The sequence below is a fragment of the Bacillus sp. 1NLA3E genome, from assembly GCF_000242895.2.
Classification (GTDB): Bacteria; Bacillota; Bacilli; order Bacillales; family Cytobacillaceae; genus Bacillus_BU.
On sequence record NC_021171.1, the window covers coordinates 2,969,449 to 2,992,809 of the forward strand.

27 protein-coding genes are annotated in these 23,361 nt (G+C 34.4%); 4 read left to right on the forward strand and 23 right to left on the reverse strand.

The genetic code is table 11. The annotated features are described in order from the left end of the window. Positions 1-347: 347 nt before the first annotated feature. Positions 348-1,760 carry a PQQ-dependent sugar dehydrogenase gene (locus tag B1NLA3E_RS14080; RefSeq protein ID WP_015594507.1) on the forward strand — a complete coding sequence of 471 codons (1,413 nt, stop codon included), beginning with the start codon at positions 348-350 and terminating at the stop codon, positions 1,758-1,760. Positions 1,761-2,018: 258 nt separating this feature from the next. On the opposite strand, the gene B1NLA3E_RS14085 is transcribed toward B1NLA3E_RS14080, so the two are convergent. Together B1NLA3E_RS14085 and B1NLA3E_RS14090 are read right to left on the reverse strand one after the other, a co-directional pair. Continuing rightward, positions 2,019-2,402: a cupredoxin domain-containing protein gene (locus B1NLA3E_RS14085; protein ID WP_015594508.1), complete on the reverse strand. Its 384-nt coding sequence runs from the start codon at positions 2,400-2,402 to the stop codon at positions 2,019-2,021. 466 nt (positions 2,403-2,868) lie between these two features. After that, positions 2,869-4,095 (reverse strand): phospholipase D-like domain-containing protein, encoded by a 1,227-nt coding sequence (locus tag B1NLA3E_RS14090; protein ID WP_015594509.1) that lies wholly within the window; start codon positions 4,093-4,095, stop codon positions 2,869-2,871. A 43-nt stretch (positions 4,096-4,138) separates the two neighbouring features. Here B1NLA3E_RS14090 and B1NLA3E_RS24085 point away from each other — a divergent pair, with 43 nt between their 5' ends. Continuing rightward, on the forward strand, positions 4,139-4,261 hold the full coding sequence (locus tag B1NLA3E_RS24085) for a YjcZ family sporulation protein (protein ID WP_083935103.1): 123 nt from the start codon (positions 4,139-4,141) through the stop codon (positions 4,259-4,261). Here the strand turns inward: B1NLA3E_RS24085 and B1NLA3E_RS25365 are convergent. Further along, complete coding sequence (locus B1NLA3E_RS25365) at positions 4,214-4,429, reverse strand: hypothetical protein (protein ID WP_041580548.1); 216 nt, start codon at positions 4,427-4,429, stop codon at positions 4,214-4,216. The genes B1NLA3E_RS24085 and B1NLA3E_RS25365 overlap by 48 nt on opposite strands. Positions 4,430-4,518: 89 nt before the next feature. Here B1NLA3E_RS25365 and B1NLA3E_RS14100 point away from each other — a divergent pair, with 89 nt between their 5' ends. Next, positions 4,519-4,743, forward strand: coding sequence for an isochorismatase family protein (locus B1NLA3E_RS14100; RefSeq protein ID WP_236619580.1), 225 nt, complete (start codon positions 4,519-4,521; stop codon positions 4,741-4,743). Between the two features lie 145 nt (positions 4,744-4,888). Here the strand turns inward: B1NLA3E_RS14100 and B1NLA3E_RS14105 are convergent, their stop codons facing one another. The 10 genes from B1NLA3E_RS14105 to B1NLA3E_RS14155 all read right to left on the reverse strand — a co-directional run bounded on the left by B1NLA3E_RS14105 (position 4,889) and on the right by B1NLA3E_RS14155 (position 15,151). Further along, entirely contained in the window at positions 4,889-5,851 is a 963-nt protein-coding gene (locus tag B1NLA3E_RS14105) for a tRNA dihydrouridine synthase (protein WP_041581116.1), read from the reverse strand. A 1,284-nt stretch (positions 5,852-7,135) separates the two neighbouring features. Then, the gene (locus B1NLA3E_RS14115; RefSeq protein ID WP_051120158.1) at positions 7,136-7,666 is read right to left on the reverse strand and encodes an HXXEE domain-containing protein; all 531 of its coding nucleotides are present in this window, start codon (positions 7,664-7,666) and stop codon (positions 7,136-7,138) included. A gap of 352 nt (positions 7,667-8,018) precedes the next feature. Next, positions 8,019-8,516 (reverse strand): LURP-one-related/scramblase family protein, encoded by a 498-nt coding sequence (locus B1NLA3E_RS14120; RefSeq protein ID WP_041580550.1) that lies wholly within the window; start codon positions 8,514-8,516, stop codon positions 8,019-8,021. 257 nt (positions 8,517-8,773) lie between these two features. Continuing rightward, positions 8,774-8,995 (reverse strand): tautomerase family protein, encoded by a 222-nt coding sequence (locus B1NLA3E_RS14125; protein ID WP_015594513.1) that lies wholly within the window; start codon positions 8,993-8,995, stop codon positions 8,774-8,776. Positions 8,996-9,752: 757 nt separating this feature from the next. Next, a complete protein-coding gene (locus B1NLA3E_RS14130; protein ID WP_015594514.1) occupies positions 9,753-10,490 on the reverse strand; it encodes an RNA-guided endonuclease TnpB family protein in 738 nt (245 codons plus the stop codon). A 184-nt stretch (positions 10,491-10,674) separates the two neighbouring features. Further along, positions 10,675-11,658, reverse strand: coding sequence for an NAD(P)H-dependent flavin oxidoreductase (locus B1NLA3E_RS14135; protein ID WP_015594515.1), 984 nt, complete (start codon positions 11,656-11,658; stop codon positions 10,675-10,677). A gap of 297 nt (positions 11,659-11,955) precedes the next feature. Next, positions 11,956-12,678 carry an aspartate/glutamate racemase family protein gene (locus B1NLA3E_RS14140; protein ID WP_015594516.1) on the reverse strand — a complete coding sequence of 241 codons (723 nt, stop codon included), beginning with the start codon at positions 12,676-12,678 and terminating at the stop codon, positions 11,956-11,958. Positions 12,679-12,914: 236 nt separating this feature from the next. Beyond that, a complete protein-coding gene (locus tag B1NLA3E_RS14145) occupies positions 12,915-13,895 on the reverse strand; it encodes an NAD-dependent epimerase/dehydratase family protein (protein ID WP_015594517.1) in 981 nt (326 codons plus the stop codon). 224 nt (positions 13,896-14,119) lie between these two features. Further along, positions 14,120-14,464 (reverse strand): hypothetical protein, encoded by a 345-nt coding sequence (locus tag B1NLA3E_RS14150; protein WP_015594518.1) that lies wholly within the window; start codon positions 14,462-14,464, stop codon positions 14,120-14,122. Positions 14,465-14,665: 201 nt separating this feature from the next. Then, the gene (locus B1NLA3E_RS14155; protein WP_015594519.1) at positions 14,666-15,151 is read right to left on the reverse strand and encodes a GrpB family protein; all 486 of its coding nucleotides are present in this window, start codon (positions 15,149-15,151) and stop codon (positions 14,666-14,668) included. Positions 15,152-15,546: 395 nt separating this feature from the next. Here B1NLA3E_RS14155 and B1NLA3E_RS14160 point away from each other — a divergent pair, with 395 nt between their 5' ends. Then, positions 15,547-15,789: a hypothetical protein gene (locus tag B1NLA3E_RS14160; RefSeq protein ID WP_015594520.1), complete on the forward strand. Its 243-nt coding sequence runs from the start codon at positions 15,547-15,549 to the stop codon at positions 15,787-15,789. A gap of 128 nt (positions 15,790-15,917) precedes the next feature. Here the strand turns inward: B1NLA3E_RS14160 and B1NLA3E_RS25370 are convergent, their stop codons facing one another. The 10 genes from B1NLA3E_RS25370 to ltrA form a co-directional block, all read right to left on the reverse strand. After that, on the reverse strand, positions 15,918-16,094 hold the full coding sequence (locus B1NLA3E_RS25370) for a hypothetical protein (protein ID WP_187292108.1): 177 nt from the start codon (positions 16,092-16,094) through the stop codon (positions 15,918-15,920). 577 nt (positions 16,095-16,671) lie between these two features. Then, positions 16,672-17,250: a biotin transporter BioY gene (locus tag B1NLA3E_RS14165; protein ID WP_015594521.1), complete on the reverse strand. Its 579-nt coding sequence runs from the start codon at positions 17,248-17,250 to the stop codon at positions 16,672-16,674. Positions 17,251-17,883: 633 nt separating this feature from the next. Beyond that, entirely contained in the window at positions 17,884-18,615 is a 732-nt protein-coding gene (locus B1NLA3E_RS14170) for a hypothetical protein (RefSeq protein WP_015594522.1), read from the reverse strand. A gap of 200 nt (positions 18,616-18,815) precedes the next feature. After that, positions 18,816-19,241 carry a DUF4279 domain-containing protein gene (locus B1NLA3E_RS14175; RefSeq protein ID WP_015594523.1) on the reverse strand — a complete coding sequence of 142 codons (426 nt, stop codon included), beginning with the start codon at positions 19,239-19,241 and terminating at the stop codon, positions 18,816-18,818. A 133-nt stretch (positions 19,242-19,374) separates the two neighbouring features. Next, on the reverse strand, positions 19,375-19,878 hold the full coding sequence (locus B1NLA3E_RS14180; RefSeq protein ID WP_041581120.1) for a DUF2716 domain-containing protein: 504 nt from the start codon (positions 19,876-19,878) through the stop codon (positions 19,375-19,377). 213 nt (positions 19,879-20,091) lie between these two features. Then, complete coding sequence (locus B1NLA3E_RS14185; protein ID WP_015594525.1) at positions 20,092-20,259, reverse strand: hypothetical protein; 168 nt, start codon at positions 20,257-20,259, stop codon at positions 20,092-20,094. 201 nt (positions 20,260-20,460) lie between these two features. Continuing rightward, positions 20,461-20,760 (reverse strand): TIGR04104 family putative zinc finger protein, encoded by a 300-nt coding sequence (locus tag B1NLA3E_RS14190; protein ID WP_015594526.1) that lies wholly within the window; start codon positions 20,758-20,760, stop codon positions 20,461-20,463. 162 nt (positions 20,761-20,922) lie between these two features. After that, positions 20,923-21,363: a PH domain-containing protein gene (locus B1NLA3E_RS14195; protein WP_015594527.1), complete on the reverse strand. Its 441-nt coding sequence runs from the start codon at positions 21,361-21,363 to the stop codon at positions 20,923-20,925. Between the two features lie 106 nt (positions 21,364-21,469). Continuing rightward, positions 21,470-21,649 (reverse strand): hypothetical protein, encoded by a 180-nt coding sequence (locus tag B1NLA3E_RS14200; RefSeq protein ID WP_041580551.1) that lies wholly within the window; start codon positions 21,647-21,649, stop codon positions 21,470-21,472. Positions 21,650-21,921: 272 nt separating this feature from the next. Continuing rightward, the gene (gene ltrA, locus B1NLA3E_RS14205; RefSeq protein ID WP_015594528.1) at positions 21,922-23,250 is read right to left on the reverse strand and encodes a group II intron reverse transcriptase/maturase; all 1,329 of its coding nucleotides are present in this window, start codon (positions 23,248-23,250) and stop codon (positions 21,922-21,924) included. Positions 23,251-23,361: the final 111 nt, after the last annotated feature.

Consider the following 23,361-nt stretch of genomic DNA (forward strand, 5'->3'; position numbering starts at 1 on the left):
TTCTTGTCATATTTTTAATATTATCATTTATTAGTTAACATTTACTCTCGATGAAAGGAAAATAATAGGACTTTATTTGGAGGGGTGGATATGATAGGCGAGGTTTCCTGATGAAACACCTGCTTCTGCCTCATGACCAATCATACCCACAGAGGCTCCAAGTCAAGTCCTTAAACGCTTATCTACGGATACATATAAATATGGAATATCGCACTCCTTTAATTTAATTACGCTGGTACGGAAAGTGGTGCAATGCCTTTTCAGATTTCCCGGCCTATTTTGGTACTAATAGACAGTTCTAATCATATTCTTATAAAAGAAAACAATCAGAAGGAGTGCAAAGTCAGTTGATAAAAGTTAAGGTTGGTTTACAGCCCATTGTAAGTAAGATAAATTTACCTACTGTTTTAAAAACAACTATACTTCCGGGTGACTCAATTGAAAGATTATTTATTGCAACCCAGGTAGGAGAGATCTTTTACATAGGAAACTCAAATTTAAGGACTTTTTTAGATATTCGCCCGCGAATCCTAAAACTAGGTGTTTCTGGTGGCGGATATGATGAACGGGGATTGCTAGGGCTAGCGTTTCATCCCGAATTTTATTATAACGGTCTGTTCTATCTTCATTATTCAGTAGCTGGAACACAAGGTCCAGGTGCTCTTACTGAACATATTAATCCTAACCCGTGTGATACCAAAACCTTAAACCAAAGGTGGATAAATAGAGAAACTCAATATGATCATATCGATACAGTGGAAGAATGGATTTTACAATCAAATGGTCAACCTCAAAAAAAACGGACATTACTTAACTTACGAAGACCCTTTTTAAATCATAATGGTGTCAATAGCTTAAACTTTTCACCTGAAACGGGAAAACTTGTTTTAACAACCGGAGATGGTGGATCAGGCTATGATCCATTTAATTTAAGCCAGGATAATTTGGAAATTGCCGGTAAAATCATTGAAATTGATGTAGATAAGGATACATACATCAATAACCCACCCATTGTCACACGTTTTAATGAACTTCCCACAATTATTCAGGAAACGCTCACGGTAATGGCCAAAGGGGTTCGCAATATACCTGGCATTTCATTTCAAAGGTTTTATAATCAGTATATTAAATATGCAGGAAATGTCGGCCAGGATTTGGTCGAGTCGATTTTTTCATTCGTTCATTATAAACCAATACCGGTTACTCAGCTTATTCATGCTTCTTACATGAATTCTGAATCTGACATAGAAGGATTTATTAACTTTGGCTGGCGAGGTTGGGAAGGTGCTTTTCCTGCTTCGGTTATAAGAGGCTGCACTAACAGTCCGACTTTGGATGAGAAAACTATTGCCTATTACAATGAAGCAATATCCCTTTCAGGGAGCCGTCTTCAGCCTTTAACTAGTTATTTTCATAAAGATCAAAGGCCCGAAAAGTTTGGAGGAACTGCAATTACAGGAGTCCAAGCCTATATAGGGAATAGAATTCCTGGTTTAACAGGAAGCGTTGTGTTTACCGATCTTGCCCGGAAAGAATCCCAACCTCTGGTTAGAGGAGCTTTAGCTTATACCATTGCAAGACCAAATGGTAAACAAAATGATTTTAGTGTGATACAAACCGAATATGATTTTGGTCAACAATCAGCCTATTTTGTTAATTTGGGAACGAATCTGAATCAAACCAAATTATATTTAGGGGTTTATGCGTCTATGAAAGTGACTGATTTTAACCAGGGAACTGTTTTTGAAATAGTACCATAAATCAAATCTATAATATTCTGCTTACATTTGAGAAATCACTTACAAGGATTTACCCTTAGAGGTGGAAATAATCCAAACATTAATATCCTTTGTAATGAAAAATAAACTTAATAAAGAATCCCGCTAAAACTTAGCCTTTAGACTAAGAAGAGTACTTCCGTTTGTGCAGGAAAGTTAGTTGTTATGATGATGTCTGGGTACAAATAAGTAAATTTACTTTGCCTATTAAAAAAGCAAGGCACTATTGTGCCCTGCTTTTTATCTGACTATTACCTTTCCAACCATTCCTTCCTGGAAATGGTACCGACATATAAGTTCATATGTACCGGGCTGTTTCGGTGTCACGGTAATGTTTTTTTCTTTTCCTGGCTGGACCTCGGCGTCAATGCCGAGCTTTTTCACTGTGAAGGTGTGCTCTTTCTTGCCTTTGTTTTTCAATATCAACGTTGTGGTTGTTCCATTCGTAATAGTGATGATTTTCGGATTAAAGTAATCATCGTTCAACTCAACCTCAATCGAATTCACCCTCTCACTAGGCTGAGGTACAACACCGGATTCGGCAGATACGCCAAGTGAACCCAGAGTTGTCATAACCATTGCAAGCACAACGACCAATCCTGTTACCCATTTTTTAACAGACATTCGCAATCCCTCCTTTCCTAAACAATAGTTTTTTCTACTTCATAAAATATTATCACGATAAATTTGTTTACAACGTGCTTTCAAATAGTAACTTTTTTATCTAAAACAGTGAAAAGAAAAAGATTGACTCTAATGGCGATCTTCTGGAATTTATTCTTATGCAACTATACTCCCTCAATAAATACACCAAATAACATTTCTTAATGTTAACTTTGCTAACTCATTGATTTCTTGAGTAGGTACGCCTTTGCCCACCCCATTTTAGATAAAAGAAAAAAGCATTTTGATTCGTAACCTCGTCAGACCATATCTCTAAAAAGTTTTGATAAACCTTATTTAAACCCATTTCACCCATAAAAATAGTGATTGCATTTATGTACTCCATAGCTTTCTTTTTTGAATCAGTAAATTAATTTAGTCTAATAGAATACAGTTTACAACTCCTTAAAATATAAATACTTAGTTTTTACAAATAGTACTCAATCATTTTTGCAACCTTTTCTTTAATTTTTTCTTTTATAGATAATTGATTGACGTCAGAGGATGTTACTCGTTTTGAATTTTGGATGTCTTTATTGATAACTGGCTTTATTTTAGAAATATAGACAGGGTCATGGATATAACAGTTCATTTCTTCATTTAAATGAAACGAGCGCGAATCAAAATTTACGGTCCCAACCATCAATACGGTTTCATCAATCAAGAATACTTTAGCGTGTAACACTCCCTTTTTATAACCATATACTTCTATTCCCTGTTTTAATGCTTTTCGAATATATGGATACGCTGCTTCTTTAACTAACAGTGCATCCGAATGGGGTGAGAACAGAATTTTAACACGGACTCCTCTTTTTCTTGCATCCACTATTGAGTTCCAAATAGCTCTGTCGTTTAGTATAAAATAAGGTGTTTCTATAATGATGGACTCTTTTGCTTGATGAAACAGCATTGCATAATCTTGCCCAAGCTTTTCTCCGCTATAATATGCAGTAAATTGATGCAAGGTTGCTCCCTTTTCCTTTGTCGCGCTGTGTATTGGAATCTGTTGCTCCGTGTTTTTCTTCCAGTCTAATACAAATTGATCTTTTAGATCTTGAACTCCTTCTCCTCGTATTTGAAGGTGATAATCTCTCCAGTGACCGAGTTTTGCTTTTTCTCCTATATACTTCTTGCCGATGTTAAATCCGCCAATGTACCCAATCCTTCCATCAATAATTGAAATACGCCGATGATTCCGATGATCCAAAGAAGAAAAAAGATAAGGAAAAGCAGGCTTATTGTAATACGTAAAATGCACTCCTGCTTTAACCAATAATTCTATTTCCTTTTTCTTAAGTAAAATTCCACCTAGCCTGTCCACTGCATAATATACTTCTACACCTCCCAGGCTTTTTTGCCTCAATAAATCCAGAAACTGATGACTTACTTTATCATCAGCAATAGAGAAAAAGTTGATATACACGTAATGTTTTGCTTTACTTATATCTGAGAATAATTGATTGTTAAATTGTTTCCCGTCCGTATACAAAGTAATTTTACTTTGACGAATCGGGTATTGGATGGGCTGCTTGTCAAATACCATCCTTTTTTCGGCTGCTGTTCTGTCAATTTTACCCCAAACAAGCAAAACAAAACATGCACTGATAATTACAAATAGGAGTGCTTGAAGGATTTTCACTATCTTTTTCAGCATATGTAATCTCCTTTATATATTATCGTTTTCATTCTGATAGGTTTTGTTATCGGGACAAAACTATTCTGTTAACCCTCCATGGAGCGGAAGTTTCGCAATAATTGTTGTACTGTTTATTCTACTTATTATCGTAGGTTCTGCCTTTGTTGGTCGAAGATATTTTTAATTTATAAAAAAGGGGGATTTTACATGGCTGATTACTACGGATATGGTTATGGTGGTTACGGCTAGGAATTTTTATTACTATATTACCCTTTGAAATTCCTTGTTTTTCCATATACTGTTGGACTGCTTTTCTGCCATATTCTTTTGAACTGGGTACCAAACTAGGCACTGAAAAAGTCCCCTTAAGCAAAAAGGTATAATTCTCAATATCCGTGAGAATTATACCTTTTTAGCTGTTTTTATGATTTTTTTGTAATCTTGTCTATAAGTGAAAAAGGTGTAACCAAGGTTGTGGTTGTAGGTATGATGACTCATATGTGTATTGATGCAACAGTTAGAGCTGCAGTGGATCTAGGCTTTGAAACTACACTAATTGAAGATGCATGTGCGACAAAGGATTTGTCTTACCTAGATAAGGTTGTTCCAGCAGAACAGGTTCATTATGGTTTGTCAGCGCACTTCAAAGTATGTATGCAAATGTAATTTCAATCGAGGATTTCCTCCACCAGAAATAACACAAAGATGATGATTTATTAAATAATAAGGGAGTTTGTTTAAAAACAAGTGCCCTTATTGATGATGTAAATCTTTTAATCAAACCTATAACCGTATAACTGTCCCCGTCCCATCAACATTCTTTTCCAAAGTTATCAAGCAATGCACGCACTTCATCTGTTGATTTCGTGTTCATCAATTGATTTCTTAATTCACCAGCTCCACGGAATCCTTTGACATAAATTTTGAAAAAGCGATGAAGCCCTGTGATTGAACGTGGCAGTGCTTCCGCATTATGATCTTGAAGATCAAGCTGCAGTCTTAAAAGATCAAGGTATTCTTTACTGCTATGCTCTTTTGGCTCTATTTCAAAAGCATAAGGATTTTTAAAAATACCTCGCCCGATCATAACGCCATCAATACCATATTGTTCAGCAAGCTGAAGCCCAGTTTGACGGTCAGGAATGTCTCCATTGATTGTTAGCAGCGTATTTGGTGCGATACGGTCACGTAATTTTTTGATTTCCGGAATTAGCTCCCAATGCGCATCTACTTGGCTCATTTCCTTTCTTGTACGTAAATGAATAGAAAGGTTAGCAATATCCTGTTTAAAAATATGCGTTAGCCACTCCTCCCACTCCTGAACCTCCTTATAGCCAAGTCGTGTTTTCACGCTGACAGGCAGTCCGCCCGCTTTTGCTGCTTGAATAAGTTCTGCTGCAACGTCTGGACGCAGAATAAGGCCACTACCTTTCCCTCTCGATGACACATTCGGTACAGGGCAGCCCATATTAATATCGATGCCTTTAAATCCTAGTTCTGCCATGCCAATACTCATTTTACGGAAATATTCAGGATTATCCCCCCAAATATGTGCCACCATTGGCTGTTCATCTTCTGTAAAAAGCAAACGGCCACGCACACTTTGCATGCCCTCTGGATGACAATAGCTATCCGAGTTTGTAAACTCTGTGAAAAATACATCCGGGCGACCGGCTTCACTTACTACGTGACGAAAAACAACATCTGTCACATCTTCCATTGGTGCAAGTACAAAAAATGGTCGTGGTAAATCACGCCAAAAATTATCTATCATTTCAAACTCAAATCCTCTCACTATGGATACAACTTCAAACTCTCGGTCAAAAAATATAAGGCTAAATGTTCCACTTCTTTTACACTTATATCACGCCTAATAACTAATTATCAAACACAAGTATATTTGAACATTGATAATTTGTGAAAAACTATTGTGAAAATCGACAATGTTTATTTTAACGGAAAATCAGTCCTGAATAGTATTTTTATAAAAAAAAAGCAGATGGTATAGATTTTTTCTAAAGTCTAAACGGATGAGTTACTAAAACTTCTGGAGAAAGTTTTAGTAACTCATTCTTTAGGGAAAGATATTACATCATTTCTTCCACTTTTCACTAACATAGGACAGACAGTATATAAAATAATAACAATGATTAATATCCTCCCCAATGAAGCGTTATTCTTTGGTACTTCAGTTTGCTGCTTTTCATTTATTTTAATTACAACCTTATTTTCTTTAAAACTACCAATTAAAGGTATCATATTATGAAAAATCTTAGAGTAAATGATTGCTTTTTATTTTTTAAATGTTTTATTAAAATCACAATAAATAAGCCCTACCGGGTCAAAGCCGCTCCCACTGTCAAAACGCTGTCGTTTAGTAGGCCCCATAGTGTAAAAATAACCGTGAGAATGCCCTTAAGTCACGCAAAATAAGAGGTCAAGTGAGTTGTACCGATGCAGAAAATCAACGTAGTAATCATTAGACAGGGTCTTTACTGCTGTTTTCAGACCGGATTTTGAGACTTAGATGAGCGGGAACAGCTTCTTGCAGAAACGGTTCGGATGGAGTTTCGATTGGTCACGACCAATGGCGCTTGTCTTGATGTATTTGGGCGAAACTGCATACGCTGATTAGCTAATGACAAGTTGAAGAAATTCAGGTGTGAAACAGCAACAGCATCGGGTTCCCAGCTTTGCACTAAAGTGTTACATTCCTTGATATATACTATCTCCTCTGTCCTTGAATCATATTTGATCCTTGAGACATAGGTGGGTATTTTTCATAGTCATAACCCCCTATAACTAAAAAGTGCACATCCCCAATAATCATCATTCTACAAATGTATTGATAATGAAAAAGACACCCGATATGAGTATCTAAATCAAAAACATATAATGATATCTACATATTAGAAGCCTGTAACTTTGCTTGCTCATTAATCAAACATATTCTTTTATTCCCTAGTTATACACAAAAAAAATGAGCTTAGTACTTATTCCATTAAAGCGCCCGTTCGTGGAAGGTTGTTACTAAAACCTAATTCAAGATAAGCACCCTTTAGTTCAACAACAATGATAATGTTAATTTTGATATAAAATGTGCCACCAGTGCAAGAGGTGCTTGTAAAACAAAACCTAGTATTAAATAGCTTAGAATCCTTTTTATTGTTAATACCCTTTCAGTAATAAGAAACTTAGCTGTTAAAAATGAATAGGGAAGTAGAATGAAGATTGATGTAATTATCCCTGGAACATAGTCTTTGAAGAAAATGAATTGTAACAAATGGCCAATGCCGTTTGCCAAGAGTATTCCAGGGACTAAAAATGAAAGGTAAGTAGTTGGATTCATACCAATAAACTTCTTATCTAAAAAGGCTTTATAACAACCTATTGAAGCTAAAATCCATAATAGGGTAAAAGCAAATGAAAACTCCAATGTTGTTACACGAAACGGTATAATGTTTGAATTTTCTACGAGGAATTTCTCTACTGTTAGAATCTCTTCAAGATCATGAATTAAATATAGGGGTGGAAAAAGGAATAATAGCTTATTAAACTTTGATAAATGATATTTTTTAACTTTATCCATCCTATCCCCCCCCATAAATATATAGTATATATTCGATGACACTAAAGAAACTCCTTTTATGATTACTTCTTTCTTCCACTATACTGCACAGTTACTTTAAGTACAGAATTTCACAATCCCTTCTAAACTTTAATATTAGGATCCATTTTTCTTTAAAGGTGTTGTTCCGTTAAATGGCCCTAACAAAAAGAAAGAGTACAATTCTTGCTGCAGAATTGCACCCGTTTGCTGAAGAACGAATATAAAACCTTGGTACCAAATGGCCTTGTCATTTATTTATGATACGGTTCACCGCACCTATTAAAGTAGTGATTTTTTAAAACTGTCAGCCTTTTAATTTTACACCTCTACTTTAAATCGACGCTGCTGAGGAAGCAGCTCCTTGATCAGCCTTCACACAATCGATGGCAACAACGAGTGCAATCATAATGGTTTCCATCTCTTCATCTATTATTTGAACCTTGTAGCTATCGCCCCAAGTGAACCACTCCTTGCCCACTTTACCTACGATTTTGCCATGCTCTAAAACTTGAAAATCCATATCCCACCAATTACCATTTACTTCAATGCCTGCCGCATCAATTGTATATCGTGCTTTTAAGAAGGAAAATTCCTTCTTAATTGTTAATACCTCTCGACCATTCACCTCAACCAAAAACTTTGGTAAAAAGCTGAACACCTTTTTCGTAATGAGTGCTACTTCATCTCTTGCTGTATTCATAATAGAGAAAGTCTTTGGAACTTGCATAAAACTTCCCTCCACGTAATATATATCCTTCTCCTGCTGATCCTTTACTGTAAATTTCCCGCTAAGACTGAATACCTTCTGCTTTATATAAAGCTGCCTCATACTTATGCCTCCCAACACTAAGTCTTTTACATTACTTACGTTTGAAATGGGTATTGGTTCCAAAATTATGCACAAAATCCCAAATAATAGTTCCACTCAAAAGCGCCTTTTTTCGGTTCACCACTATTTATCCTTAACTAATTTACCTTGTGTAAAGTCAGCCATTCTTCCTTCGCAATCTGTCCCTAAAATGAAATTAAGCGCTAATCCTTTCTTGCAGGATAGCGCCCGATTGTTGAAGATCCAAGTATTTGAAACTATTTTTCTGTTCCTATCTTTCCAAATCCCTCACCAAATTTAAGGGAATGTAGTTGTCCGTTTGAAGCCCAGTTTTCCCTATCGTATTCATCAAAAATTACTGTAACCCATTCCTTATTTACATTTAATGATTTAACTGCTTCATTTGTAATTGCTTCAACAAATTGTTGTTTTTGTTTAATGGTTCTTCCTTTAGCCAATTTCACCGTGATAACAGGCATTTACATCACTCCCTACAATGTCAATTCTTCAAGCTAATTCATTCTTTAAAGCCCTAAATATTTCCTCTTTACCTAACCAGTTGTTTATAAAAAACTTATCCGGAATCCAATCAGAAAAAAAGGCCCTTCTTTTCAAGAGTCGCACCCGTTCATGGAATATTGAATAACACGGTAAACCCGCAAAAGTTCCAAAGTTATTGTGCTAAAGACCTCGTTACTTTAAGTACGTTTTTTCACAAACTTGACCCGCACTTTCATTGATTACAGGGATGCTACCCCGTTTGTAAAAAAGCGACTGCTCTTATTTTCAATCGACCTCGTTAGCTCTATTTTGACTAATCACTTCACCAAATGTGCCCTATTAAGCGAATTATCATTCTTGGTATAAACATTAAGATGTTCCAAACCACTTCAAATATAAACTCAATTAGGGTATCTTTAAAAAAGCCGTCTCTATTTCTTTTTTTATTTTTCATCTTATAACTCCCAATTAATCAATCTTTGTTTAACTGGCTACGGATATGACTTGTCTACCGTCCCATTTCGCCTTATATTCAATCATACTTTTGGTTGCGACCAAGATACCTCACTAATGGCTTTGGCAAGATGATGATTCTTTAACATGTTTGATACGGACAAATCTTCCATCCCAATAATGTCGTGGTTTTTGACAATTTGGGTGGAGATTTGTCTAAATGGTCTTTTCTTGCGTTCGTTATTCTCTCATGAATACGCGCGACTTTTTTTTGGCCTTGTACTAGTACGCACCGCCTATCGTTCGTCTGCTCATAGTTTGTTGTGCTTTGACTAACTTTTCTTTAAGTGTACGGAAAAACTTTGGATTGGAATAGATCGTTCCATCTGAAAGAATGGCAAAGTTTTTAATGCCCAGATCCACTCCAACAACAGAGTTTGATTTAGATAATTCTGCTACTTCTATTTCCGTTCCGAGAGAAACAAAGTATTTACCAGAAGGATTTCGTCTAATGGTTGCATTCAAAATTCTTCCTTCTACTTCACGACTTTTCGCAAAACGGACATGACCTAGCTTTGGTAATTTTATATAGTTGTTCATGACAGCTATATTCCCATTCGTCTGTTTAGTGGTATAGGATTGAACTCTATTCTTTTTTGATTTAAAACGTGGTTGTTTATTCTGCTTTTTGTAATATCGACCACAGGAATCCGCTAAGTTCTCAACCGATTTTTGCAAAGCAATACTGTCGACTTCCTGCAAAAAAGAATAATGCTTCTTAAGTTCAGGCAGTGATTTTACTGTTTCATATTTGTTTAGGAATTGGCCCCTCCAGTTATTCATCGGAAGTTGACCGTTTTGAACCAGTTCTTCGACAATATACCAATAAGCATCTTTTTCTTTTTGTTTGCCTAGAAAAAAATTGAAGACAAATCTTGAACATCCGACGGTTTTATTAATTAATTCAATCTGTTTTTTATTTGGATAAAGACGAAATTTATAGGCTTTGTTGACCAGCATGAATCTCACCTCAATAAACAGGAACGTTAGTTCTTATTATGCCATGGTGAGGAACGTTTTGGCTAACGCCAACCGACATTCATCTCCCACCTACTCATTGGGCTCCACCTTCACATTCCTTGAGGTGGAAGTCTTCTGTCGGAGAACGATAAAATGGTTACAAAGTAGCACCATTTTCAAATAATTATCTATTGATCCGTTCTTTGATAATATTACCTATACGGTACAATCCTTTTTCCGCAGTTTGAATCATCTCGTCAAATAACTCCTGTACTGTCGGTATAGTTTCGATAAGACCAATTACCTGTCCAGCCCATCCAAAACCTTCTCCTTCATTACCATCATAGATATATTTGAGATTTGCTTTACCGCTAATCACATCTATTAGGTCTTCGTAGGTTGCTCCTTCCTGTTCACGTTCGATAATATTCAATGCAAAGCCATTTTTAAGAACACGCCCCGGTGTACCTAATGTTCTCTTAATAACTACTGTATCCGTCTCTTTTGCATTTACGATTGCCTGCTTATATTTCTCGTTTGCGTGAACACACTCTTGGGTCGCAATAAAGCGAGTACCCATTTCAATTCCTTCTGCCCCAAGTGCAAAAGCTGCCAACAAACCTCGTCCATCTCCAATCCCACCACTTGCTAATACTGGAATCGATACGGAATCGACCACACTAGGAGTAAGAACCATTGTGCCAATATCTTCTCGTCCTAAATGCCCTCCGCCTTCTTGTCCAACCACCATTACAGCATCTGCACCTAGCTGTTCCGCTTTCTGTGCCTGTCTAACACCCGCTACGAGGACAAGCGTACGAATATTTTCTCCTTTAATTCGTTCAAATACAGGTTGTGGGTTCGCTCCGGTTAAAGAGATAGCGGGTACCTTTTCCTCAATTGCAACTTCAAGCAATTTCTGAAATTTTCCACCGTTATCGTGCTTTGCAATCGCAAAGTTTACTCCAAATGGATTATTGGTGAGAGTACGTACTTTACGAATTTCCTCCCGTAGTTTTTCTGGTGTACCTAGCGTTGCCGCAGTAATTTGTCCGAGTCCTCCTGCATTTGAGACCGCGGCCGCCAGTTCAGCATAAGCAAGGTAAGCAAGTCCTCCTTGTATAATTGGATATTTAATTCCAAAAATCTCCGTTACTCGTGTTTTCATAGTTTATCCGACTCCTTTTTAGATGGTCTACGTTACAAAATTACATATTCGACCAATATGTGTGAGAAACCTTGTTGTTTGTTTAAACGTTTGAAATATTATGAATATTTTTGTAGTAATTTTGTTATTAAGCTATCCTGCCAGTTACTTTAAGTACAATTCTTCACAATCTCTAACCTATTTCAACTTTGATCTTAAACAATCTGGCCCAAACATGAAATAGGCGTGATCATCTTTTGATAATCGCGCCCGTTTTGTTAAAGATCATTTATTTCTCTTTATTAATTTAAGTCACCTTTAGTTTAATAAGGTAAATAATTTTTTATCCATAAAAATGACATCTACAATCTTATTAACGTGAATTTCTGTTGTATTTAATTGATGGATATTTAAATCATCATTTTTGATTAACATAGGGAGTTCTGTACAACCCAATATGACTCCTTGTATATTATCTCTTTTTATCATTTGAGTGACGATATTTAAAAATTCTTCTTTTGTTTCAATGTTCACAATACCATTTTCTAATTCTTCAACAATCTTTTTATGTATGAAATCCTGTTCTAACCGGTTCGGCACTATAATATCCTTGTGATTAGAAATAAAAGGTTTTTTGAAAAAATCACTTTCCATCGTAAACTTGGTTCCTAAAAGACCAACCTTTTCTAAACCCATTTCTTCAGCCTTTATATAAGTTTCTTCTACAATACTTATCATAGGTACTTTGACTCTTTGTTGAACTTGTTCAAAAACAATATGTGGCGTATTTGCAGAAATCACCACAAAATCAGACCCTATATTTTCTAGCCTTTGAACTGCATCAGCCAAGTAGTTTATTAACTTTTCTGTCTGTCCTTTAATAAGCAAATTAAACATCTTATACATATTAATACTATTGATAAAGAGTTCTGGTAAGTCTTCTTGACTTCCTATCTTTTCTTGAAACTTTGAAATTATTGATTGGTAATAATCTACTGTTGACTCTGGTCCCATTCCTCCGACAATTCCAACCTTTTGCATACTATCTCTCCTCTCAAGTATTTGTAAATTTTAACCCAGATTAGTTAGACTTATCAGAAATTCCCCCGTTCAACTATCCTGCCATTAAATTCAAAAAGCCTTATTCAATTTAATGGTCAAAAATAAAAATAGCGCTGATCCTTGTTAGAGGATTGCGCCCTTTTATAGAACAACAAGTAGCCTTTATTAATTGGTTTAAGTGTAATATTACTTGTGGAAATAAAAAGCATCCTTACTTATAAGAAATCATTTTTCTGTAAACAATAATTTGTTACTCTTCTTAACTCTTTCATACAATCAAATTGCTCTTTTACATTTTGCTGTAAAAACCAATCAAAACTAGCTTGCAAACCTTCCTCTATATTAATACGAGGTAAAATAAGATTATGTTCTTTTAGTTTATTTATATCCATTAAATAGGTAATATCTCTAAAAGGAAAAAACTGCCGAGGAGTTATATTTAGATTATTCATATCCTCCTGACTTACACTTAAAATCGTTGTTTGTTTTGAAACGATTTTTTGAATTATCTCAACAAACTCTATCCACTCAAATTCGCTTGGATGCGTTAAATTATATGCCTCACCTACAGTTTTATCGTTTGTTATAGAATCTAGAATAATATCTACAACATCATTAATATGTATGAACTGCGTTTTTTTACCTGTATTCGGAATTGGTATCGGTTGATTATTTAAAATTCTATGAAAGAAATAAGACTCTCGATAAAGATTGTTTCCTTCTCCATAAATATATGACGGGCGGAAGATGACCATTGGAAAACCATTACTTTTACTCAAATTAAAAAGATAATCTTCTGCTTCCTTTTTGTCCAGTCCATACATTCCCCAATTAGGGTTTGTACCTCGTTCACTATTTTCATAAAGGTAGTTTTTAGACATAGTATATACAGCGCCCGAACTTAAAAAACAGTAACGCGTTATTCTAGATAACTTGACTGATTTTAATAAAATTTCAACATCCTTACGTGAATAAGCTGAAATATCAAAGATATAATCATACTCAATCCCACTTAGGCATTTTTTTATTTCATTTTCATTTTTTCTATCACAAATATAATGTTTATTGTAACCCTGGATAAAAACTTTTTTAATTCCTCTAGTTAAAAAATCTACTTGGTACCCCTTTGATATTAAACCTTTTAGAATTGCCATTCCTACAAACTCAGTGCCACCCATTACTAATGCTTTTTTCAATCCTGTCACTCCATATCTCAATTTTCCCATTCAACTAAAATTACCCATCATTATAAAATTTTATTACTAATTTATTCCACATAAATACTCATTCTCCTTCTTGAGCTAAACTGCCCTTTCGTCATAATGGACGATATGCAAAATGGACTGCCGAAGCAGTCCATTCGTTGTTCAATTCAAGCGCCCTTTAATGGAACAAGAAATACTTTATTATTTTTATAAGTTCACCCAACAACTTCTTCAATGATTGAACTTCCTTCAGTTTCTTCTGCATCAAGCCATTTCCAATTCTCATACAGTCTAATTCTTCCGCCTGGTAAGATTTTAGGGGTAGAAATACAGTGTCCACCCCTAATTTCATTCTTATTATTAACGTGGTTGTATCTAAATTCTAAAACCCCGTCATCCTTGACTATGCCAATTAATATCCCCTGAACAATCTCTCCACCACTGTACGTTCCTGAGATGATATGTCCATTTTGCTTGTATTCAAAAAAAGTTTGTGAAGAAACCTCTCCATTCTCTGTATTTTCAACCGAAACAAAATTACGTCCATTATAATTTATCATTACTTTTTTCTCCTTTAGCTGCTAATATTCTATTAATTATATAATTTATTTCTTCAATTAAACGTCAGTAAGTTATATCAAAAAAAGAGCCTCAGCTACGACTCTTTGATAGGATAAACGCCCGTTTGCTCAATAAGAAAAAATGACCGCATTAGCGTTCATTGCCCTAAACTTTCACTCAAGTACCTGTTAGCTCAGTATTTATAATCGGTTGTTTAATGATTTATTGTTATTTTCTTCATACCATTCAAGTGCTTTTAATTCTATGTCTGCTAATTTCTCTTTTAATTCACCATAATTCTTTATTTCATCTGTATGTGATTTTAAATAATCGCGAAAAGCCAAGTGTCGTTTTATTTCATAACTTCCAATCTGATAGATATGAACGTGATGAGAGCGATTGTCCCCACCTTTTTGAAAGTATCTCCGTCCAGGTATTCCGTTTTCACCTTTAGGTTCATATCCGATTTCTTGCATCTCTAAATTATATTTATCAACATTGTTAATATCATTAACAACAGGCATTATGTCTATTGTTGGTTTTGCTTTTAACCCTAGAACAGATGTACTACCAATGTGATGAATATCTACGATTTCATTCCTGAAAATATGATTTAGTTTTTCAGCTTCTTCCATAAACATTTGAGCCCATTTCTCATTGTATGAACATACTTCCACCTTTCGCAAAATATCCCCCTCCGGATCTTTTATTTTTTGTATTTTATCACACTTGAGATTGAATTAATAAATTCCTTCTTCCACTAAACTAACCGTGAAAACTTTCACAATCTTGGGAGGTTTCCTCAACAATCTAGCCCATAACAAAAATTGGCACATCTCTTGTTTGAGAAATGCGCCCGATTGTGGAACAACCAACATAAACTATTTTAAAATTCAATCAGTATATTAATCACAACATGCAAATATCAGTTCTTTCTCACACCAACTTCCAACTTTTATAGTCTACTAGATTAAGTGTGAACAATTTTAAAACGAAAATCAATGATATAATAGGAAATATTGGATATTATTCAACGTATAAACATTTATTAATTAAATTTTCTAGGTAGGAGTGTTATATAATGCAAAAAAAATATTTAAGTATAGCTTCTTTTGCATTTTTTGTTTTAGCATTACTTTTTGCGTTTTTTGCACACAATATTTCTAATCTGAATGGATTTTGGGGTTCAATTATTGAATTGATTTTATTTGGAATTTCCCTTGTATTAGCTTTTCCTGCAAAAGGATTTTGGAGGGTAATTACATTTCTTGGGCTATCAGCAGTGGTGATTTATATATTATTGCTTGGTCTTAGTTTTGTTTGAGCAATAACGCATAGAAAATCAATAAGTAAATGGGTTGATAGATATTATTTTGTTGCACTAAACTGCCCGCCTTAGTTCAAAAAGCGTTAATCCATTCTTGATTACACGCTCCCTAATTTGGTTCGAACCTATTCCATATTTACTAAATCAAACAGGCTTGTGTTAATTCCACTTAAATTACCACCGATAACCTCTAAAAGAGAAATAATTTGGGCCAACCAAAAGGCAATGCACACTGAGCTAATTGCAATTACAACCAGGGAGAACACTTTTATAGCTTCTAAAGTTTTGTTGTCTATTCTCACTTTATTTCTCTTTTCCTTTCCTTTTTGAAATACAACATAGGTTTAATTTCGACTTAATACTGTTTAAAACCCTTTAATTTAAAGCTTTATTTTCCCATATCTCCTACAACCAACTAGACCATTACTTGAATAAGAAAAAAGGCTTTACCCCTTAATGAAGTAAAGCACCCGTTAAAGAAGACTCCACTTTAATTTTTGTTCAAGTCCCCTCTAATACTAAATTTATGTTTGTTTTCAATATTATCCAAATAACCAATTATTTGAATACTAGGGTTATCTATTCCTAACAAAGATTTATCACCTATACCTTCAAACGGCATAAAAACATTTAATGTAATCTTTTCCCATGGTTGAATATTTAATTTGTTTCCCTTTGCTTTAACTTTATATTCATTACCTTTATAAGCGGACTAATCTAAAATAAAAAAGCACTGCTCCTTCTGGAAAGCCCCCATTAGTTGCATAAATAATAAAGCTTTATTTGCACGGATTGGAACCCATTTACGGGAGAATTAAAAGTTAATTAGCCTTTCCCTGCGAGGGAGCTGAAGAATAAACTACAAATCATCAATATTCTTTAGGTTGATTTTGTTTGGTCTTTATTTTCTAAAAACAATAGCCTAGCAGAAATCAATCGGTTTCGAACTAAGACACCAATCCACGAAGCAAGGGCAGCCTTGATTAACCCAACAATGATAAATGGAGTAAATCCTCCTGCAAAAGCAGCTGACCAAGAAAGCTCGGCAGCAATCTTTAGCCAAGCAGTGCCTAATGCCAAAGTAATGAGCATTCCAATACTATTAGCAATCACAGCATTCTTGAAGTTGAAGGCTGTTTTTTCCATAAACCATCCGACTAGGAAGGCAGTTGGAAGGAAGCCCACTAAATAACCTCCAGTAGGTCCGATAAGCTTTGAAACTCCACCTGAAAAATCAGCGAATACTGGTACTCCTGCAGAACCAATAATTAAATATAAAATGACCGATAAGGTTCCATAACGAGAACCTAGGATTGTTGCTGCTAAGCCAATAGCAAGAGTTTGTCCTGTAATTGGAACGAGCGGAAGTGGAATTGTAATTTGAGCCATTACACCAATAATTGCAGCAAAAAGTGCTGTCACAATCATCATTCTTAATTTCAATTGTTGATTTGTCATTTGTTTCTCCCCTTTAATTGTAAACTATTTTTTTGTTTGGTTAACAATTAAACTTTATTAATATTTTAAAAATTTGTCAACCCAAAAAAAGAGGTGCCAGTGCACCTCCGAGGATTTATTAGGCGTGATCACCTTTTTGATAATCGCGCCCGATTGCTGAAGATCGTATGTAATATGTCTTGTTGAACTAACGCCCCCTTTTCTACAGTATGATTTTCTACCGTATTCAACGTAAGTAAAGATAGTAAAAGTGCCAAATTTCTATCTTTATAGAAGCATTATCTACAGTAAGTATTTATAGATTTCAACGTTAACAAACATAGGACTTTACTTGGAGAGGTGGGTATGATATGCTTGGATGCCTGATGAAACAACTGCTTCAGCCTTTCAAGACAAATCGTACCCACAGAGGCTCCAAGTCAAGTCCTTAACCGCTTATCTACGGATACATATAAACAATGATAAAAGGTGTATCACATCAACATTTTTTTGCTGATACTGTATATAACTTCCAGTAAGTTTAAGTACATTATTTCACAAGCGTATTTAAAGGACAAAATTCTCATAGAAACAAATTATCTACAGACTAACTTAATTTAGTTTTAAACCCAATACAATACCTAAAAATAATAGTTAACTTTGAATAGAGACCTGCATATTTTCAAGTAAATTAGACCTACTTGAATGGTTTTCAATATTTACTAACATATCAAAAATTGCATGTTTCTTATTTAAATAGGTTGAATTTAATTCAGGCTTCAGATCGTATATTAGACCAGCCTCTAAATTACTTAATAGGTTTTTGGCATCCTCAAATGGTTGTATAAATTCTAAAGGCATATAATTTTTTTCATGGTCTAAAAAGACAACTGTACCAAAATAGATATGTTTGGAAAGCCCCTCATATTCAGGTGCATGAAGTTTAAGTGCAGCACTATGACCGCCAGAGAAACGATGTGTTTTTGAGGAAGTTTTTCCAATGTAAACAAGTCGTTCTTCTGTACCATCACCAACCGATATAAAATAAATAGGATAGCAAGCAGTGGGAGGTGCTTTTAGTTGATATTCAATTTCATGAATAATTTCCCTATCAACATCCCTTAATTTTTCTGCTTCTTCAATCCCTAGTTCTTCATTATACTCATCAGTTATAATTCTGAAGGCATTAGCAACATAATAATTTACTTCATTCCAAGTACCTTCTAAGCTTTGAGCTTCCATCTCCAATACTTTATGTAGTGGAAAACACACATCTAAACCTATAAAACAACCGTATTCTGAATTAATATCTTTTAATCGGTATCTATCAAGAATAGGTAAGTATCCTATTCTTATGTAATAAACTAAAGAGTGATGAATAGTCATTTATTTAACCACCTTTTATTAAATATATGGAAAAATATTAAAAACGTAAAAAGAAAATCACTTTTTTAGTTTAGCATATCTTTTTTTCGACTATACTGCTCCTTTAATTGATTAAAGGCCGAGAAAAATGGACTGCTAAAAATTAACAGTCCAAGTTGTTGCATTTTCGCGCCCATTAGTGAAATAAAGTTTGTATTTTTTTATTCTCCAAAATCATTATAAGGATTAGCATACAAATCTACATCAAATTCAGCTTCAATACTTGATGCAAATTTTATAATGTCTTTATCCAAATATAAAGCTGGGGTATTTCCCTTTTCTATTTTTATTTCAATAAAGAATTTACACTCCAAGGAATAAGCCTCTTTTATTTCGTTAATTATTGATGACTTATTTTGTAGCCTATCTATAATTTGTTTTAGTTGATCATTTACATCAAGTGAAACTTGGTAGCCTGTTCCTAAATCCCAACTTGTTTCTTTTCTAATAATAGTTGAACGGTTTGGAATTATATGGCCTTTTTTATTTGTGTCGGTAGGTGTTACTTCTAACTTTTCCGTTACTTCATCTAATGGAAAGTCATCTCCAAACAAGCTGAAATAAACCTTCACTTGAGTCTTATTCAAGAGTAATTTCGCCTCCTATTAAGTCTCATTTTAACATTTATAATATCTTTCATCTTTAACTAAACCGCCCTTTAACGATGTAAATAAAGATAACGTTGACTTCTGCAGCCCATTTTTGTTCAAAGGTAAGTGATTAACCTTTCCTTAAAACTGTGTTAAGCATTTTTGGTTTATTTTTTTCAAAAACTTGGATTAGACCCTTGCCGAATATGGTTATGGTTTTTTCCCAAGGATGGCCTAAAAATCCCCATTTAAAATCCTTTTGTATAAAGAAGTAATAATCACCATCAGGAAAAACAGGTATTATCCATTCATTAAATTCGTCTCTGGGAAATTCTATAAAGGGATTAACCCAATAACATGGATGTTGCCAATCTAAGGCATAAAAATATTCATCTTTATTCGTCAATTCTTGAAAAGCTAATAATGATTTGTCTTCAAGGTCTTTATAAACCTTTTCATATTCATCTTTATCTCCTGACCAATTTCGATAAGCTGAAATATTATATGAGATGAATGGGCTTGGTACATCAAATGATGGAAATTTTGAGATACTTGGTTTAAACTTAAAATCTTTATACACCTTTTTCCAAACGGTTTTTTCTTCAGTTTTTGTAAGTGCAATCCAATTATTTATATTAATCCACCCCAAAAATGCCGATTTTCTTAAAGATAATTATACCAGTTGTACTTCAAATAATACCCATTACTTAAAGTACAGTATTTCACAATCAATTCTAATCTCTAAGACAAGGATTCATTTTTTAAAGGTGTTATTCCATTAAATGGCCCAAACATGAAATAGGCGCGATCATCTTTCGATAATTGCGCCCGATTGCGGAATTTATTCTTATTTGTTTTCAAAACATTCTTCGCAAATGAATTTCCCTTCATTTTTAAAAAAAGCTTTTATTTCAGTAAAACCTTTATTCTTAGGGTATCGCATTTTTATCAAAACCACTTCATCATCTTTAATTTCTTTACCGCAATTTATACGCTTTGGTTTATCATTAAACATTTTCTTCCTCCCGATTCAGTTTTTTCTTTCTACGGAAAATTAAGATTTAAAGTTCAATCAATATATCCAAATTTTGTATAATAAAGTACGCCCATCCACGATTCATTTAGTTTAAATTCATTAACCAGGTTCATTAACTGCGCCCGATTGTTGTGTTGATATGAGGATGTGAATAGGAAATATCTGGTGCAGCCTCTTTCTTTACCATAAGGGTTCTTCTTTATCAGTTAATTTCAAAAATAATGGCATAATTAATAGAGCTACAAATAGTAAGGTAATTTCCATGAGAAGTACAGACATAATGGATAAATCAAACAATACAGTAAATGGTATAGTGATAATGGGGAGTAAAATTAATAAAGATGTAGTATTTCTCGAAGACTTACTTTGATATTGAATTTTCCCGCAATGACTACATTTCATACTTTTACGAAACGTCAATAATTTCTTTATAGAACTAAACCAAGACCACTTTGTTCCACAGTTTTGACAAGTTCGCACTACGAATCCCTCCCTTCTTTTTTTCAAGATCTTACACCATCCACAAATACATATCACCATAAATATCCATTGATATTTTCAACCGGATGACCCTTTACATAAATAGGCGCATCTCTTCTTTAAGGACTGCGCCCTTTGAAGAATGATACATCCCATTAAAAATCATTGTATGTTAGCCAATTTTGGAACTCTTATTGCTAATTCTGCTAAAAAAACGTCTTTGTCTCTAGGAGTAATTTTTATCTCTCCTATCAAACCGGACTGATAAGAAATAGCTAAAGCATCAATTGATGATAAAATACGATAGCCTGTTAAAATATCTTTCGTAGGGCGAATGCTGCTTATTTCACTATACAGGATACGTTTTCTTAAAGGTCCAGCCTTCACCAGCAAATGATTTTCTTGAAATACATAACTTATAGAAAAACTAACCCATAATAAGAAGCCTACTGACAAAATGAAAATCGACAACATTAATACAATGGCAAACGGTTCTTTTTCTCCATCTAAGAAAAGTGGAAAAAGACATGCTAATCCTAAGGCTATTATTGCAATAGAAATCATTAATAAAAAGTATTTATCAATTCTTGACCGAAACACCATTTAACATGATCCTCCTTTTCCTTCTTTCCTTTATCTTGTCTTTTTGCTAAAGTTAAAAAAATTCAGGTGGTAAAAAAGTCACTTATACTTTAAGAAACCACCATTGTTACTTTTTTAAAATGGCTGTGTTTTCAATACGAATAGAATAAACCTCTCCACATTCTAAACAAAATGTATAAATTTTATTTGAACCACTCAATGACAATTTGTTTGGTTTTATTGGCATATAATCTGTACCTTCTGCAAATTCCGTATTTCCACATTTAATACACTTTTTGTTTTCCATAAACTATTCCCCTTTTATGTATGTTCAATATTTACCCTATTTGTCTTTAAATTAATACGATCGTGTTGGGAATAAGTTCCAAAATTTTCGGTTAACCATAATTAAATCATTTCTATTTATTACAGAGTCTGGCCCTAAAAAGAAAATTGAGCGCTAATCCTATGCAGGAGTCGAGTAGTAGGGAGCCTTTCTACCTTACGGTAAATTGTACTCCATCCCCTCACAGAACCGTGCTTGCACTATTAATGCACACGGCTCCTCCTAGTCATCATTCACAGAATGTAGCTAATCTCTTTTCTTAAATCATATATATTCACTTTAATTCTTGGTGAAGGTAGTGGATATTTATCAAGAAATAGTCTGAATTTATCCCATGTAAAGGATTTCCTTTGACTTCTTCTATTGAGCCATTTAAACAGTAAGTTCTCGATTTTGTCTTTGAAGTTGCAAACATTTTTGGTATTATCAGTGATGCAATAATAGTTGTAATAACCTATAAGCGATCGTCGAAATCTATCCATGATCATATGAATATCTCTATTTCTATTCTTCTTCAGCCATTCTTTAGACTCTTTTAATTTACCTTGGACTTTCTTGCTACTCGATTTCCGTTTCACCCGAAATTTCCCTTGTTTACTTTTCCCACAATAGTGTGTAAAGCCTAGGAAATCAAAGGTTGCTGGTTTACTATTTCCCTTTTGCTTTTCATATTTCTCGGCAAACCGCCCGAAGGGAATAATTTTGGTTTTATCCTCGGAAATTTCCAAGTTAAATTTCTTTAATCTACATTTCAATGATTGGAAGAATTCCTGAGCTTCGCTCTGATATTGAAAACAGCACACAAAATCATCTGCATACCTTACTATATATGCCTGTCCCTTGCATTGTTTCTTAACCTTTTTCTCAAACCATAAGTCAAGGACATAATGGAGATACACATTGGCTAATACCGGTGATATAACTCCACCTTGCGGTGTGCCATTGTCTGTTTTGTATTTCTTACCTTCCTCCATGTATCCACCTTTAAGAAACCTACCAATTATTCTTAGTAGATTAGGGTCAGCAACTCGCAGTTTTAAGAACTCCATCATCCATTTGTGGTCAACGTTGTCAAAGAATCCCTTAATATCGACATCTACTACATAATTTACTGATCTCTTTTCAATATAAAAATCCAGTATTTTCAAAGCATCATGACAACCACGATTAGGTCGAAACCCAAAGGAACAATCTAGAAAATCATTTTCATAGATGGTATTTAGTATCTTTGTAATGCCTTTTTGAACAATCTTGTCTTCATGTTCCGGTATTCCTAATGGTCTTTTCTTGTTTGAATTGAGCTTCGGAATATACATTCTCCTTACAGGAACAGGACGATAGCTTTTGCTTTTAAGCCGACTTACTAACTCCTCTATGTTTTCTTCTAAATTTTCACCGTATTGCTCTTTAGTTGTACCGTTAATCCCGGTTGCTTTCCTATTGGGTAGTTCATAATGACATTGAGCTAGTGCTTGCTTATTTAGTAAATGTGCAAGTGATGTGAATTTCATTTTAGGATTAGACTTTGTTAATTCTGCTATCCTTAGTAGTTTTGTTTCCATTTAGTATACCTACCTCTGTGTGTAGTAAATGTGTCTCTAGTAAGGGCGATAACTAGGTAGCAGCCTTTCCTCCATCGGCATTACCCAATTTCATTGGTACTACGCTGCTAT

Coding starts and splice junctions, on each gene's coding strand:
- B1NLA3E_RS14150 (WP_015594518.1), bottom strand. CDS start 14,464: ATGATAAATTATAATGGACGTAATTTTGTTTCGGTTGAAAATACAGAG.
- B1NLA3E_RS14090 (WP_015594509.1), bottom strand. CDS start 4,095: ATGCTGAAAAAGATAGTGAAAATCCTTCAAGCACTCCTATTTGTAATT.
- B1NLA3E_RS14135 (WP_015594515.1), bottom strand. CDS start 11,658: ATGAAAACACGAGTAACGGAGATTTTTGGAATTAAATATCCAATTATA.
- B1NLA3E_RS14200 (WP_041580551.1), bottom strand. CDS start 21,649: ATGGAAAACAAAAAGTGTATTAAATGTGGAAATACGGAATTTGCAGAA.
- B1NLA3E_RS14170 (WP_015594522.1), bottom strand. CDS start 18,615: ATGACTATTCATCACTCTTTAGTTTATTACATAAGAATAGGATACTTA.
- B1NLA3E_RS14125 (WP_015594513.1), bottom strand. CDS start 8,995: ATGCCTGTTATCACGGTGAAATTGGCTAAAGGAAGAACCATTAAACAA.
- B1NLA3E_RS14130 (WP_015594514.1), bottom strand. CDS start 10,490: ATGCTGGTCAACAAAGCCTATAAATTTCGTCTTTATCCAAATAAAAAA.
- B1NLA3E_RS14160 (WP_015594520.1), top strand. CDS start 15,547: ATGCAAAAAAAATATTTAAGTATAGCTTCTTTTGCATTTTTTGTTTTA.
- B1NLA3E_RS14105 (WP_041581116.1), bottom strand. CDS start 5,851: ATGATAGATAATTTTTGGCGTGATTTACCACGACCATTTTTTGTACTT.
- B1NLA3E_RS14185 (WP_015594525.1), bottom strand. CDS start 20,259: ATGTTTAATGATAAACCAAAGCGTATAAATTGCGGTAAAGAAATTAAA.
- B1NLA3E_RS14085 (WP_015594508.1), bottom strand. CDS start 2,402: ATGTCTGTTAAAAAATGGGTAACAGGATTGGTCGTTGTGCTTGCAATG.
- B1NLA3E_RS14195 (WP_015594527.1), bottom strand. CDS start 21,363: ATGGTGTTTCGGTCAAGAATTGATAAATACTTTTTATTAATGATTTCT.
- B1NLA3E_RS14165 (WP_015594521.1), bottom strand. CDS start 17,250: ATGACAAATCAACAATTGAAATTAAGAATGATGATTGTGACAGCACTT.
- B1NLA3E_RS14140 (WP_015594516.1), bottom strand. CDS start 12,678: ATGCAAAAGGTTGGAATTGTCGGAGGAATGGGACCAGAGTCAACAGTA.
- ltrA (WP_015594528.1), bottom strand. CDS start 23,250: ATGGAAACAAAACTACTAAGGATAGCAGAATTAACAAAGTCTAATCCT.
- B1NLA3E_RS14120 (WP_041580550.1), bottom strand. CDS start 8,516: ATGAGGCAGCTTTATATAAAGCAGAAGGTATTCAGTCTTAGCGGGAAA.
- B1NLA3E_RS14115 (WP_051120158.1), bottom strand. CDS start 7,666: ATGGATAAAGTTAAAAAATATCATTTATCAAAGTTTAATAAGCTATTA.